The sequence below is a fragment of the Mycolicibacterium sp. SMGY-1XX genome, assembly GCF_059132455.1.
Genome location: NZ_CP101139.1, coordinates 253,950 through 267,240, shown reverse-complemented (window position 1 = coordinate 267,240; position 13,291 = coordinate 253,950). Strand labels below are relative to the sequence as shown.

Genomic DNA, 13,291 nt, shown 5'->3' with positions numbered 1-13,291 from the left:
GTCAGCCAGTGCCGCTGGAATGTCAGGGAGTCAGGTCGTAGACCGTGGTCCCGTCGATTGTCTGGGCGGCGAAGTTGTCCTGCACCCACTGGGTGATCTGTGTGGCCGCGGAGTCGCTGTCACGACCACCCGGGCCGCCCGGACCACCCGGACCGCGCTCGCTCACCAGGAAGTAGCCCACTTCGCCGTCGGCGACGTACTGCTGGAACTGCGCCAGCGTCGGCGCGTTGTCGCTGCCGGTGAACCCGCCGATCGGCATCACCGAGGCACCGGTCTCCAACTGCAGGCTGCCTGCCATGTGCGATCCGATAGTGGCTGCCGCCCAACGTTGTTCGCTCCCGACCAGCATTTGCTCGACCTGATCCGACGCGCCGCCACCCATGGGTCCGCCGGGTCCACCGCCCGGGAAGCCCGGGAAGCCCGCGCCCTCACGGGCGGGACCGGACGTCGGAATCGGCCCGCCGGCGCTGTTGGCCACGGTCTGCACGGTGTACGCACCGGTGGCGGCCAGCCCGAAGAGCACGCCGGCGAACGCCAGCACCGCGGTGTAGCGACCCAGCTGGTGGCCGCCGACAATCAGCACCGCCGCCACCACGATGGCCCCCACCAGCACCACGCAGCGCAGCCACGGCAGCCACTCCGGTGTCCGATTCAGCAGCACGAAGTTCCAGATCCCCGTGGCAGCGAGCATGAGCGCCAACGGGATCCGTGCCGACAGATACCTGCGCCCCTGCCACAGCTTGACCGCCGCGATCGCCACCACGCCCGCGATACCGGGGGCCAGTGCGATCGTGTAGTAGGGATGCATGATCCCCTTCATGTAGCTGAACACGATGGCCGTCACCACGGTCCAGCCGCCCCACAACAGGAGCGCGGCCCGGGTGCGGTCGGTTCGGAACGGGACTCGTCGGGTGAACCAGAGGCCGGCGACGAGACCGATCAGGGCAGCGGGCAGGAGCCAGGAGATCTCGGTGCCCATCGACTGCCCGAACATGCGGGTGATCCCAGGGTCACCGCCGAACATGATGTTGCCGCCTCCGCCGGGAGGACCACCCATGGGCCCGCCGTTGTCAGCGCCGGCGGTCGGATTGCCGTCACCGCCGAACACCCGGCCCAGGCCGTTGTATCCCAGGGCCAGCTGCAGCAGGCTGTTGTCGGTGGACCCGCCGATGTAGGGCCGGGAGTCCGCGGGCCAGATGCTGACCAGCGCCACGAACCAGCCGCCGGAGATCACCATGGCGACAAGCCCGGACACCAAGGCGCCGAGCCGTTTCCACATGCTGCCGGGCACGGCGACGAGCACCACCAGCGCCAGCACGGGCACGATGAGGAACGCCTGTAAGAGCTTGGTCAAGAAGGCGAATCCCAGGGCGACACCGGCCAACGCAGTCCAGCGCACCGCATGGCCGTCGAGTGCCCGCACGATGCAGTACGCGGCCACTACCAGTAGCAGAACCAGCAGCGCGTCAGGGTTGTTGAATCGGAACATCAACGCGGCCACCGGCGTCAGCGCCAACACCAGGCCGGCCAGCAACCCCGCCCCGGGCCCGGACGTGCGCCGCACGGCGGCATAGAGCAGACCCACCGCGGCCACGCCCATGAGCGCCTGCGGCACCAGCATGCTCCACGAGCTGAATCCGAAGATGTTGCCGGACAGGGCCATCACCCAGATCGAGGCCGGCGGCTTGTCGACGGTGATGGAATTACCGGGGTCCAGCGACCCGAACAACCAGGCTTTCCAGTCCATCGTGCCGGACTGCACTGCGGCGGCGTAGAACTCGTTGCCCCACCCCAGCGACCCCAGTGCCCAGAGATACAGCACGGCGGTACCGGCCAGCAGAACCAGCAGCGCGGGGCGCTCCCAGCGACGCCCTGGTTGCGGATCGGATTCGGCGACGGTCACCGGCGTCTCGAGCACGGTCATGATTTTCCCTTGTTGGTTCGGCGCGGGTGGAACACCCAGCCGCGCAGCAGGACGAAACGGACAACGGTGGCCAGCAGGTTGGCCGAGATCAGCACCAGGAGTTCGACGGCACGGGCCGGCTCGCCGAAGTAGTGCAACACCGCCAATGACCCACTGGTGAGGGCCAATCCGATGGCGAACACCACCAGACCTTCGAACTGGTGCCGGACGGCACGGGCGCGACCGCGCACCCCGAAGGTGAAGCGACGGTTGGCCGCGGTGTTGGCGATGGCCGTGGCCAGCAGGGCCACCAGGTTCGCACCTTGTGCGCCCAGGGGCCGCAGCGCCAGGAACAGCACCAGATAGGCGAGGGTGGACAGCACCCCCACGGTGGCGAACCGCACCACCTGCCGTAGCAGCGACGGCGGCGGCTCGGCGGCCGGGGTCAGCTGTACACCGATGGCGCCCACCGGAATCCGGCCCGTCGTGAGCCCGGCCAGCAGCCGCGCGATGCCCTTGAGGTCGGCGACGGCGGTGGCCACGATGTCGACCCGGCTGTCGGGGTCGTCCACCCAGTCCACCGGGACCTCGTGGATGCGCATACCGCTGCGTTCGGCAAGCACCAGTAACTCGGTGTCGAAGAACCAGCCGGTGTCGTGTACATGGGGCAGCAGCCTGGCGGCCACATCCGCTCGGATCGCCTTGAAACCACACTGGGCGTCGGTGAACCGGGCGGCCAGTGTCGAGCGCAGAAGCAGGTTGTAGCAGCGGGAGATCACCTCGCGCTTGGCGCCGCGCACCACCCTGGACCCGCGTCCCAGCCGGGTACCGATCGCCAGATCCGAATGCCCGGAGATCAGCGGCGCCACCAGCGGCGCCAGGGCGGCGAGGTCGGTCGACAGGTCGACGTCCATGTAGGCCAGCACGGGTGCATCGGAGGTGGACCACACGTCATGCAGGGCCCTACCCCGGCCTTTGAGCTCCAGCCGCCGCACCCGCACCTCGTCGAACTCGTCGGCCAGTTCCTCGGCGATCCTCGGGGTGGCGTCGACGCTGGCGTTGTCGGCGACGGTGATGCGGAACGGGAACGGGAACTCCGCGCTCAGGTGGCGGTGCAACCGGCGCACCGAGTCGGCGAGTTGGTCCTGTTCGTTGTAGACGGGGACGACGACATCGAGCACGGGCACCCCGCGGTCGGCGGCGATCAGTGCGGCGTTCTTCGTGGCTCGCGGCAGGTCGATTGTGCTCATGCATTCATGGTCGGATCCGGCCGTGGGCTGGACGTGGGTGTCTGCTATGCGCTCGCTGTGAGTCATCGGCTCACGTCGTAGACGGTCACGCCGTCGACGTCCTCGCTGGGGAAGTGGGCGTGCACCCACGCTGAGATCTGCTGTGCCGCATCACTTCCGCTGGAGCCGGCACCCATCATCCGCAGCATGGTGGAGTCCATGAAGTAGTGAATCCGGCCGGCTGACACCAGCTCTTGGAACCGCTCCAGCGTGGGTGCGGGGTCGGTGCCGTTGTACCCGCCGACGGCCATCACCGGAAGCCCCGTGGACAGCTGGTATCCCGCGGCGTTGTTCGACCCGACGGCAGCGGCAACCCAGGTGTAATCGGCGGAATTCTCCTTCAGCAGTGCCACCAACGCCGCACCGGGGCGTTCGGCGTCGAGGAAACCGGGTGGGCCACCGAAGCCCGCGGACGGGCCCGCCGAGGGGATGGCGCCGCTGTGCGGTGTGGCCGCAGTGGCGATGCTGAACGCCGCAGGTGCGGCCAGGACCGCCACGAGTGCCGCCACCGCCACACTGTTGCGTGCTGCCGGAGCAAAGCGACCGGCTACCAGCAGCAGCAGTCCGGCGGTGAGCCCGACCAGCAGCACCGCCCATCTCAGCCACGGTAACCACTCGGAATGACGTTGCAGCAGAACGAAAGCCAGCACCGCGGTCAGGACAACGGCGCCGGCGAGCACGGTGGCCACCCGGATGTCGGCGCGATGTCGCCACAGTAGCGGCACCCCGATGCCCAGGCAGCCGGCGATCGCGGGCGCCAACGCCACGGTGTAGTACGGGTGCACGATGCCGTTCATGTAGCTGAACACCAGCGCGGTCAACACCAGCCAACCGCCCCACAGCAGCAGCGACGCACGTACCGGGTTCACCCGAGGTGCCCGGCGCACCAGCCACATCCCCGCCGCCACTACGATCACCGCGGCGGGCAGCAGCCAGCCGATCTCGCCGCCCATCTGTCCGCCGAGCAGTCGCCCCCAGCCGACGTCGTGGTTCATGTTGCCCAGACCGCCCACCTCGTCGCCGGTCAACCGGCCCAGGCCGTTGTATCCCAGGGTGAGCTCCAGAATCGAGTTCTGTTGTGAGCCACCGATATAGGGCCTGGAATCGGCCGGCCACAGTTCTACCACCAGCAGATACCAGCCGGCGGACACCGCCAGGGCCAGCGCCCCGCAGGCCAGTCGCCGCACCCGCGTCCACAGCGGCAGGTCGGCGGCGATCAGGAAGACCAGAGCGAACACCGGGGTCACCAGCAGCGCCTGCAGCATCTTGGCCAGGAACCCGACCCCGATTGCCGTCCCGGCCAGCACCAGCCACGCAGCGCCGGCGTCGGCCTCCAGTGCCCGCAGCACCGCGTAGGCCGCCACCACCAGGCTCAGCACCAGCAGCGCGTCGGGGTTGTTGAACCGGAACATCAACGCCGCCACGGGAGTCAGTGCCAGTACCGCGCCGGCCAGCAGCGCGCCGGCCGGGCCCACCACCCGTCGCACGGCGGCGTACAGCACGGCCACGGCCGCCACACCCATCAGCGCCTGCGGCACCAGCACACTCCAGGCGTTGAATCCGAAGACCCGCGCAGACAGGCTCATCACCCACAACGCGGCCGGTGTCTTGTCGACGGTGATCGCATTGGCGGCGTCACTCGAGCCGAACAGGAATGCCGTCCAGTTCGACGAACCGGCTTGCACCGCAGCGGTATAGAAGCTGTTGGCCCATCCACTGGCGCCGAGGTTCCACAGATAGAGCGCCGCGGTGCCGAGGAGCAGGACCGCCACCGCGACCGGCTCCTGCCGGGACCGGGTGTGCGCAGAGCTGACGACAGCAGGTCGCGGCAGAGTGAGTGTCACCCTGCCAGGGTGCTGCCCCACCGTGGACGCAGGATGGGTACCGGCTATGTGCCAGCTGTGAAGGGCACTTTGCACGGAAGAACGACAGAAAACACTGTCGAACCGGGTCTGCTGCGCAGGTCGATGCGGCCACCGTGCGCTTTGACCACCGCGGCGACGATGGCCAACCCGAGACCGGTGCTGCCGCCCTTGCGGGAGCGCGACGAGTCACCGCGGGCGAACCGTTCGAACACCTCGGACTGCAGTTCGGCGGGGATGCCGGGGCCGTCGTCGGCGACCCGCAGCACCGCCCCGTGCTCGTCGGCGCGCAGCGACACCGTCACCGTGGTGCCGGGGCCGGTGTGGGTGCGGGCGTTGGCCAACAGATTGGTCAGCACCTGATGCAGGCGGGCACTGTCACCGGTGACCAGCACCGGTTCCTCGGGCAGTTCCAGGTTCCACTCGTGATCCGGGCCTGCGATGTGCGCGTCGCTCACCGCGTCGACGGCCAGCTGGGACAGGTCCACCGGTTCGCGTTCCAGCGGCCGCCCGGAATCCAGCCGGGCCAACAGCAGCAGGTCCTCGACGAGGTTGGTCATCCGTTCGGCTTCCGACGACACCCGGCCCATGGCGTGTGCCACCTCGTCGGGCACTTCATCGCGGCGCCGCTGCGCCAGCTCGCTGTAACCGCGGATCGCCGTCAGGGGTGTGCGCAGTTCATGGCTGGCGTCGGCGACGAACTGCCGCACCCGGGTCTCACTGGCCTGCCGCGTCGACAGTGCCGCCGAAATGTGGTCGAGCATCCGGTTGAGGGCCGAACCCATCTGTCCCACTTCGGTATTGGGATTGGTGTCGGGCTCGGGTACCCGGACCGGCAGCGCCACTTCGCCGCGGTCGAGCGGGAGGTTGGCGACCTTGGCCGCGGTGGCGGCCACCCGATCCAGCGGAGCCAGCGCTCGCCGGATGATGATCACGCCCAAGGTGGTGGCGAGCACCACAGCCACCACTGTCACCACGGCGAAGATCAGCAGCACCCGCAGCATGGTGGCGTTCACGTCGCTCATGGGCAGCGCCACGGTGATGACCTCGCCGAAGCGGTTGTAGGTCGCCACGGCGCGGTAGCGGCCCTGCCCGTCGATGTCGACGGTGATCGCGCGTTGTTGCGGCGTGATGGCGGCCAGCTGCGCCTGCGCCTTCTCGCTCAACTCGGCGCGCTGACCGTAGGTGGTCAGTATCCCGGCGTTGGTGTGGCCATGGTGACCCATTTCCGCGGCCACCATCCCGACGGGCTGGCCGGGCGCGTCCAGGAAATCCGGCCCGGGTCCCGGGCGGGGACGCGGGCCGGGGCCGGTTCCGGGAATCGGCGGGGGCGGCGGTAGCCCGGACATCATCGCCGAGCGGCCGGTGGCCTCCACCAGTTGGCGGTCGAGCTGATGCACCAGGTATTGGTTCAGTGCCAGTTCGGTGGCGGCGCCGATTCCGATGCAGACCAGCGCCAACAACAGGATCTGCCCCAGCAGCAAGCGCCGGCGCAACGACCACGTGCTCGGCCGCACGCTGTGCATGGGGCCGGCTGTCATCTGGCGGGCTTCAGGACATATCCCGCGCCACGCAAGGTGTGGATCATCGGTTCGCGGCCGCTGTCGATCTTCTTGCGCAGGTAGGAGATGTATAGCTCGACGATGTTGGACCGGCCGCCGAAGTCGTAACTCCACACCCGGTCGAGGATCTGGGCTTTGGACAGCACCCGTTTGGAGTTGCGCATCATGAACCGCAGCAACTCGAACTCGGTGGAGGTCAGCGATATCGGTTCGCCGCCTCGGGTCACCTCGTGGCTGTCCTCGTCGAGCACCAGATCCCCCACCACCAGCTGGGCACCGCTGTCCTCGGTGGTGACCCCGGTGCGGCGCAGCAGGGCGCGCAGCCGCAGCACCACCTCTTCGATGCTGAACGGTTTGGTCACGTAGTCGTCACCGCCGGCGGTCAGCCCCGCGATGCGGTCCTCCACCGCGTCCTTGGCCGTGAGCAGCAACACCGGCAGGTTGGGGTTCTGCTCGCGGAGTCTGCGCAGCACGTCGAGTCCGCTCATGTCCGGCAGCATCACGTCGAGCACCACCACGTCGGGTCGGTTGTTGCGCGCAGCGGCGACCGCGGCGGCACCGTCGGCGGCAGTGGTGATGTTCCAGCCCTCGTAACGCAACGCCATCGACACCATCTCGGCGAGCACGGTTTCGTCGTCGACGACCAGCACGTTGATGGGGTTACCGTCGGCTCGGCGCATGACGACACGTTCGGCAGCTCCAGACATCATGGCTCCCAGTATTTGGTTTCCCGATGGGCCGACCCTGTGCCGATACTATGCGCCCGCTGTGAGACAGGGGGCTGAAGCGTCACCTAGCCCGCACACAGGCGGCGCACAGACTCCGCCGTCACGGTGGTCGTCATGGACACCCGAACCACCGAGCCGGTGTGGGGCGCGCCGCCGAGCGAGCCCGCACATTGGTCACTCAACAAGACGTTGGCCGCCGTCGGCATCGCCGTGGTGCTGGCCGGCGCCGGAACCGCCGTCATCTACGCCGCGGCGGGCACCACACAGCAGGGCGGCGGTCCCGGCTTCGGCGGGCCCCCTCCCGGGGGCCGGGGCGGCGGACCCGCCGCTGCGACGGACGCACTGCACGGCCAGTTCGTGGTGCCCGACGGCCGAGGCGGGTACGCCACGGAGCTCACCCAGACCGGCGTCGTCACCGACATCTCCGACACGTCGATCACGGCACGCAGCGAAGACGGTTTCACCCAGACCTACGTCGTCACCACCGATACCCGGCAAGGCAGAACCGAGGTCAAGGCCGGTGACACCGCCACCATCCGTGGTGTCACCGCCGACGGCACCAATACCGCGACGGTGATCTCGGCCGGGCGATGATTCCTGGCTAGCATGACGCGATGACCATCGTCTTCGTGCACGGCAACCCGGAAACCGACGCAGTCTGGGAGCCGCTGGTGGCGGAACTGGGTCGCAACGACGTGGTTCTTGACGATGTGGTCCTGTTGTCCCCTCCCGGGTTCGGTGCGCCGCTGCCCGACGACTTCCCTGCCACCTACGAGGCATACCGGGACTGGTTGGAGGCCGAACTCACCCGCTTCGCCGAGCCTGTCGATCTCGTCGGCCACGACTGGGGCGGGGGTCATGTGGTGAACCTGGTGATGCACCGGCCCGAGCTGGTCCGCAGCTGGGCCAGCGATCTCCTGGGCGTCTTCGACGTCGACTACGTCTGGCATGACCTGGCCCAGGTGTGGCAGACCCCGGGTGCGGGTGAGGAGCTGATCGACTCGATGCTGGGCGGCACGGTGGCCGACCGCGCCGCACGGAGCGAGGGCTTCGGCATTCCGGCCGAGACGGCCGCCAAACTGGCTGCCGGGCAGAACGAAGCGATGGGCCGGGCGATCTTGGCGCTGTACCGCTCGGCCACCCAGCCTGCGATGTCGGAGGCCGGCCGCAACCTGGAGAACGCGGCACAGCGGCCCGGTCTGGCGATTCTGGCCGCGGAGGACCACCTCGTCGGGACCGATGAGATGCGCCGGCGAGCGGCGGGACGGGCCGGCGCCAGGGTCGAAGTCCTCGAAGGGCTGAGTCATTGGTGGATGCTCGAGGATCCCGCTCGCGGCGCGCTGGCACTAACCCGGTTCTGGGGCGCGCTGCCGCATTAGCCTCCGGGCATGACTTTCATCGAGGTCGTCGAGACGGTGGGCACCGTCATCGACGCCGTGGGTGTCGCCGTCATCGCGATCGGTGGTGTGCTGGCGGCGGGTATCGCCCTGGGACGGCTGTTCCGCAAGACCGGCGGTACCTACCGAGTCTTCCGCGAGCAGTTGGGTCGGTCGATCCTGCTGGGACTCGAGTTCCTGGTGGCGGCCGACATCATCCGCACCGTGGCGGTCACCCCGACGGGGCAGAGTGTGGCGGTGCTGGCCGGCATCGTGGCCATCCGCACGTTCTTGAGCTGGTCACTGGAAGTGGAGATCAGTGGGCGCTGGCCGTGGCAGACGAAGCGGAAAACGGAAACCGTCTAGAGCCATGCGTCCATTGATGCCGTTGTACGCGGCAGGCTTCGTCACCGCGTTCGGCGCCCACAGCATCGCCGCCAGCCTCGGCGGCTTCACCGAAGACCAGCACGCGTCATTGCTCACGTTGGGACTGCTGCTTGCCGTCTACGACGGCGCCGAGGTGCTGCTCAAACCGCTGTTCGGCTCGCTCGCCGACCGGGTGGGTGCCCGGCCGGTGCTGCTCGGGGGGCTGGTGGCGTTCGCGGTCGCCTCGGGGGCGTTCGTGGTCGCCGGTAATCCCGCGTGGGTGGGTGTGGCACGGTTCGGGCAGGGTGCCGCCGCGGCGGCCTTCTCACCGGCCGCCTCGGTGCTGGTCTCGCGGCTGACCCCGGAAGGTGGGCAGGGCCGCGGCTTCGGCCGCTACGGCGCCTGGAAGGGTCTCGGGTACACGGTCGGGCCGGTGCTGGGCGGTCTCCTGATCGCCGCGGGCGGTTTCTCGCTGCTGTTCCTCACCTTGGCCGGGTTGGCGGCCGTGATCGCCGTGTGGGCGTTGATCGAGGTGCCCGATGTGGCACCGCTGCCCCGGACCCGGCAGACAGTGGCCGACCTGGCGCGGCGGCTGACCAGTTCCTGGTTCGTCCGCCCCACCCTGGCCCTGGCCGCCGCCACCGGTGCGCTGTCCGTCGGTGTCGGGTTTCTGCCGGTGATCGGCGCCCAACGGGGGCTCGGCCCGTTGGCCACGGGTGCGATCGTGTCGGTGCTGGCCGCCGCCACCGCGCTGGTGCAGCCCCGCATCGGCGCGGCCCGCGACAAAGGCCGGATCCGGGATCTGCCGGGCATGGTGGTGGGTCTGGTGGTGGCCGCAGTCGGTTGTGTGGCCGTGCTGCTCCCCGGGGTCGCCGGGCTCGCGGTCGCGGCGCTGCTGATCGGATTGGGCGTCGGTGTCATCACGCCGCTGGGTTTCGCCCACCTCGCCGCCACCTCCCCCGCGGATCGGCTCGGGCAGACCATGGGCTCGGCCGAGGTCGGCCGAGAACTCGGCGACGCCGGCGGACCGCTGCTGGTCGGCGCGGTGGCTGTCGGCATCACCTTGACCCCGGCGCTGGTGGTGTTCGCCGGACTACTCGGCGTCACCGCCGGCGCCCTGGCGTTCCGCCAGCCATTGCCGCGCCCGCCGGTCGGAGGCACGGGATAACCACGCATCCTGGATGAGCTCGGTCAGTTCGGCCACACCGATCTCCCCGATACGACTGGTGCGCAACAGGACCGAGGGATGATCGGTGAACCGGTCGGTGGTGAAGAACAGCGCGCGGTCATCTTGTGTGAGGGCCAGCTTGTCGCGCTCGTCCTCGACCCACAACATCACGACGTCGGTGTATTTCTCCCCCGTCCGCGGGTCCACCGCATCGGGTTGCGGGGTGCGGAAGAACACGAATGACTTGCCGCCCACCTGATAGATGGGGTTGCCCTTCGGGCCTTCGATCCTGGTGACATGCGGCATGGCACCGGCGATTCGGTGAATATCGGCGACCTGGGCGCGCCTGTCGGCCATGTCCCCAGGTTACTGAGCCACAATCTGCGGTCATGAGTGATTCCCGGGCGGCCCGCACGCTGCGCTCGTTCCGCAAAGCCGTGCCCGCGCCCCTGGCCGAGCCGGACACCCACGACCACGCCGATATCGCGGCGATGCTGCGCGAATTGGGTATCGCACTGGTGGAGGTGGAACAGCCCACCAACCAGATAGCGGCGCGGCTTCGGCAGATCGCTGCGATGTACACCACCGAGAAGGTCAGTGTGGTGGTGCTGCCGACGGTGCTGATGATCCAGATCGGCACCGCGGCCTACGAGGTCGACGTGACCACCCGCATCACCACGCAGTTGAACCTGGCGGGCAAGATCGACGCCATCGCCGAACTGGCCGATGCCGGCGCCATCACACCGGCTGACGCGGTGGAGGCCGTCGCCGCTGCCAGGCAGACGCCCTACCGGTTCGGCCCGGTTTCCGGTGTGGTCGGGTATGCCGTCACCACACTGGGTTTCGGTCTGGTGATGAATCCGACGTGGGCGTCGCTGTGGGGGTATGTCTTCCTCGGCACTGTCGTCGGCGTCATCGTCGTCGCCGCGCGACCCTACCCATCGCTGAAGCCGGTGGTCCCGCCCCTGTCGGCGTTCGTGGTGACCCTGCTGGCCACCTGGTTCGTCGCCGACGCCGCCAACGACGGTCTGCTGCGGGTGATCACCCCGGCGCTCGTGGCGGTGCTGCCGGGTATCGCACTGACCATCGGCGCCATGGAGCTGGCCAGTTCCGCGATCATCGCCGGAACCAGCCGGGTGGTGTTCGGTGTGACACAGCTCGGGCTGATGGTGTTCGGGCTGGCCATCGGACTGCACATCGCGGGACCACTTGCCCCCCAACAGCCGTCGGCTCAGATGGGATCATGGTCGCTGTACGCCGCGATCATCGTCATCGGCGTCGGTCTCTATCTCTACCTCTCCGGACCCCCGGGAACGCTGATCTGGTTGATGGCCGCGGTGGCAGTGGCACTGCTGGGGCAACAGTTCGGCGGACTGTTCCTCTCGTCCTCGCATTCCGCCGCCGTGGGCGCCTTCCTGGTGGTGCCGTTCGTCATGCTGGTGCGGCACATCAAAGGAGGCCCGCCCAGCATCGTGATGATGCTGGTGGCGTTCTGGACGCTGGTGCCCGGAGCGCTGGGCTTCGAGTCCCTCTCGGAGGTCACCACCCATGTCGATCCCGACGTGACCACCCTGGGTGTGACGGTGGCGGCGATCTTCTCGATCGCGCTGGGCACATTGCTGGGCTGGAGCGTGTTCCACGCCCGCCTACGCCGGTTCTAGGTTCACGCCGCTCTCAGGTTGAGCAACGCGTTCTGCACCACCTCGGTCAACGCCGGATGCGGCCAGAACGGTTTGGTGGCCAGCGATTCCGCGTCGATCCCGAATTCCATTGCGATGACGAAGATCTGGATCAAGGTGGCCGACTGGCTACCCATCAGGTGTGCGCCCAGGATCTGCTTGGTCGTGCCGTCGGCGAGCACCTTGCACCGCCCGGTGCTGTCCTGCAGGGCCCACCCGTAGGCCACCTCGTCATAGGAGTACGTCGACACCAGATAACCCGGGTGATCGGCTTTGGCCTGCTCCTCGGTGATGCCGACGGAGGCCATCTGCGGGTTGGTGAACACCGCTGACGGGACCCGGTCATGGTCGAGTTCTCGCATCGAGTCCGGGTGCCGCAGATTGTGTTTGATGGTGTCGGCCTCGCGATTGGCCACATGTTTGAGCGGGATCCCGACGCTGATGTCACCGAGGGCGAAGACGCCGTCGACACTGGTGCGGCCGTACTCGTCGACGGTGATCAGGCCTTTGTCATCGACATCGACGCCGCCGGCGGCGACGTTGAGGCGGTCAGTGTTCGGGATACGCCCGGAAGCCACCAGCAGCATGTCGGCGGACACGGTTTCACCGTTGTCCAGCGTCAGGATCAGATCGCCTGGTGCACCGCTGATTCCGGAGACTTCGGAACCGCATCGCACGTCGAAGCGATTCCGCATCAGATCGGTGAAGGCGGTGCGGATCTCGTTGTCCTGGGGCCCGCCGAGCAGCAGGTCGCTCTTCTCGATGATGCTGATCTGGCTGCCGGCTGCGGAGAACACGTGAGCCAGCTCGGCGGCGACGTATCCGCCGCCGAGCACTGCCAGCCGCCGCGGTGGTTCATCGATGCGCATCACCGTGTTCGACGTCTCGTACGGCAGACCGCTGTCGGCCACCACGTCCGGCACTGCAGGCCTTCCCCCGGCGGCGATCACCACCTGAGCGGCCTCGATGTCGGTATCGCCGACCCGCAGCCGCCGCGGACCGGTGAACTCGGCGTGCTCGGAGTACACCGTGATGAACTCGGATGCCTCGCGGCCGTGCTTTCCGTCTTCGGCGATACCGTCGGTGCGGCTGAACACCCGGTCACGCAAGGCCTGCCAGCGCAGCCGCCGCAGGTCGGCGTCGATGTCGAACTGGTCCGCGCCGGCGATGTCATCGGTGAGTTCAGCGGTGTACGCCAGCAGTTTCGACGGTATGCACCCGTAATTGACGCACGTGCCACCGAATTTGCGTTCCTCGATGATCGCGACGTCGAGGTCGGAGAACGAGTCGTCGATGACCATGTTCCCGGAACCCGTGCCGATGACCACGAGATCGTGATGGCGCATGGGCTGTCCTGT

12 protein-coding genes are annotated in these 13,291 nt (G+C 68.3%); 5 read left to right on the top strand and 7 right to left on the bottom strand.

Annotation, left to right across the window (positions count from 1 at the left end; translation table 11 throughout):
* Nucleotides 1-22: 22 nt before the first annotated feature.
* From NL241_RS01225 to NL241_RS01205, 5 genes are all read right to left on the bottom strand, one after another.
* On the bottom strand, nt 23-1,924 hold the full coding sequence (locus tag NL241_RS01225) for an ArnT family glycosyltransferase (RefSeq protein WP_494396554.1): 1,902 nt from the start codon (nt 1,922-1,924) through the stop codon (nt 23-25).
* Nucleotides 1,921-3,153, bottom strand: coding sequence for a bifunctional glycosyltransferase family 2/GtrA family protein (locus NL241_RS01220; protein ID WP_494396553.1), 1,233 nt, complete (start codon nt 3,151-3,153; stop codon nt 1,921-1,923). Before NL241_RS01220 ends, NL241_RS01225 begins: the two co-directional genes overlap by 4 nt.
* A gap of 62 nt (nt 3,154-3,215) precedes the next feature.
* Nucleotides 3,216-5,036, bottom strand: coding sequence for an ArnT family glycosyltransferase (locus NL241_RS01215; protein ID WP_494396552.1), 1,821 nt, complete (start codon nt 5,034-5,036; stop codon nt 3,216-3,218).
* A gap of 44 nt (nt 5,037-5,080) precedes the next feature.
* Nucleotides 5,081-6,595, bottom strand: a complete 1,515-nt coding sequence (locus NL241_RS01210) for a sensor histidine kinase (RefSeq protein ID WP_494396551.1) — start codon at nt 6,593-6,595, stop codon at nt 5,081-5,083.
* Nucleotides 6,592-7,296, bottom strand: a complete 705-nt coding sequence (locus NL241_RS01205) for a response regulator transcription factor (protein ID WP_487692356.1) — start codon at nt 7,294-7,296, stop codon at nt 6,592-6,594. The genes NL241_RS01210 and NL241_RS01205 overlap by 4 nt, the downstream gene beginning before the upstream one ends.
* 162 nt (nt 7,297-7,458) lie before the next feature.
* On the opposite strand from NL241_RS01205, the gene NL241_RS01200 reads away from it, so the two are divergent.
* The 4 genes from NL241_RS01200 to NL241_RS01185 are packed head-to-tail and all read left to right on the top strand — an operon-like array spanning nt 7,459 to nt 10,254.
* A complete protein-coding gene (locus NL241_RS01200) occupies nt 7,459-7,938 on the top strand; it encodes a hypothetical protein (RefSeq protein ID WP_494396550.1) in 480 nt (159 codons plus the stop codon).
* 20 nt (nt 7,939-7,958) lie between these two features.
* On the top strand, nt 7,959-8,723 hold the full coding sequence (locus tag NL241_RS01195; RefSeq protein ID WP_487692318.1) for an alpha/beta fold hydrolase: 765 nt from the start codon (nt 7,959-7,961) through the stop codon (nt 8,721-8,723).
* 9 nt (nt 8,724-8,732) lie between these two features.
* Nucleotides 8,733-9,086 carry a DUF1622 domain-containing protein gene (locus tag NL241_RS01190; RefSeq protein WP_487692317.1) on the top strand — a complete coding sequence of 118 codons (354 nt, stop codon included), beginning with the start codon at nt 8,733-8,735 and terminating at the stop codon, nt 9,084-9,086.
* A gap of 4 nt (nt 9,087-9,090) precedes the next feature.
* Nucleotides 9,091-10,254, top strand: a complete 1,164-nt coding sequence (locus tag NL241_RS01185; protein WP_494396549.1) for an MFS transporter — start codon at nt 9,091-9,093, stop codon at nt 10,252-10,254.
* On the opposite strand, the gene NL241_RS01180 is transcribed toward NL241_RS01185, so the two are convergent.
* The gene (locus NL241_RS01180; protein ID WP_494396548.1) at nt 10,180-10,611 is read right to left on the bottom strand and encodes an MmcQ/YjbR family DNA-binding protein; all 432 of its coding nucleotides are present in this window, start codon (nt 10,609-10,611) and stop codon (nt 10,180-10,182) included. The two genes, NL241_RS01185 and NL241_RS01180, sit on opposite strands and share 75 nt — an antisense overlap.
* A 32-nt stretch (nt 10,612-10,643) precedes the next feature.
* Between NL241_RS01180 and NL241_RS01175 the strand changes: the two genes are divergently transcribed.
* Nucleotides 10,644-11,915, top strand: coding sequence for a threonine/serine exporter family protein (locus NL241_RS01175; RefSeq protein ID WP_494396547.1), 1,272 nt, complete (start codon nt 10,644-10,646; stop codon nt 11,913-11,915).
* Nucleotides 11,916-11,917: 2 nt separating this feature from the next.
* Here the strand turns inward: NL241_RS01175 and NL241_RS01170 are convergent, their stop codons facing one another.
* Nucleotides 11,918-13,279 (bottom strand): mycothione reductase, encoded by a 1,362-nt coding sequence (locus tag NL241_RS01170; protein WP_494396546.1) that lies wholly within the window; start codon nt 13,277-13,279, stop codon nt 11,918-11,920.
* Nucleotides 13,280-13,291: the final 12 nt, after the last annotated feature.

What these genes read in the sequence shown, in the direction of transcription:
- NL241_RS01205 (WP_487692356.1), bottom strand. Translation starts at nt 7,296, where the DNA reads ATGCGCCGAGCCGACGGTAACCCCATCAACGTGCTGGTCGTCGACGAC.
- NL241_RS01185 (WP_494396549.1), top strand. Translation starts at nt 9,091, where the DNA reads ATGCGTCCATTGATGCCGTTGTACGCGGCAGGCTTCGTCACCGCGTTC.
- NL241_RS01190 (WP_487692317.1), top strand. Translation starts at nt 8,733, where the DNA reads ATGACTTTCATCGAGGTCGTCGAGACGGTGGGCACCGTCATCGACGCC.
- NL241_RS01200 (WP_494396550.1), top strand. Translation starts at nt 7,459, where the DNA reads ATGGACACCCGAACCACCGAGCCGGTGTGGGGCGCGCCGCCGAGCGAG.
- NL241_RS01220 (WP_494396553.1), bottom strand. Translation starts at nt 3,153, where the DNA reads ATGAGCACAATCGACCTGCCGCGAGCCACGAAGAACGCCGCACTGATC.
- NL241_RS01225 (WP_494396554.1), bottom strand. Translation starts at nt 1,924, where the DNA reads ATGACCGTGCTCGAGACGCCGGTGACCGTCGCCGAATCCGATCCGCAA.
- NL241_RS01180 (WP_494396548.1), bottom strand. Translation starts at nt 10,611, where the DNA reads ATGGCCGACAGGCGCGCCCAGGTCGCCGATATTCACCGAATCGCCGGT.
- NL241_RS01210 (WP_494396551.1), bottom strand. Translation starts at nt 6,595, where the DNA reads ATGACAGCCGGCCCCATGCACAGCGTGCGGCCGAGCACGTGGTCGTTG.
- NL241_RS01195 (WP_487692318.1), top strand. Translation starts at nt 7,959, where the DNA reads ATGACCATCGTCTTCGTGCACGGCAACCCGGAAACCGACGCAGTCTGG.
- NL241_RS01175 (WP_494396547.1), top strand. Translation starts at nt 10,644, where the DNA reads ATGAGTGATTCCCGGGCGGCCCGCACGCTGCGCTCGTTCCGCAAAGCC.
- NL241_RS01170 (WP_494396546.1), bottom strand. Translation starts at nt 13,279, where the DNA reads ATGCGCCATCACGATCTCGTGGTCATCGGCACGGGTTCCGGGAACATG.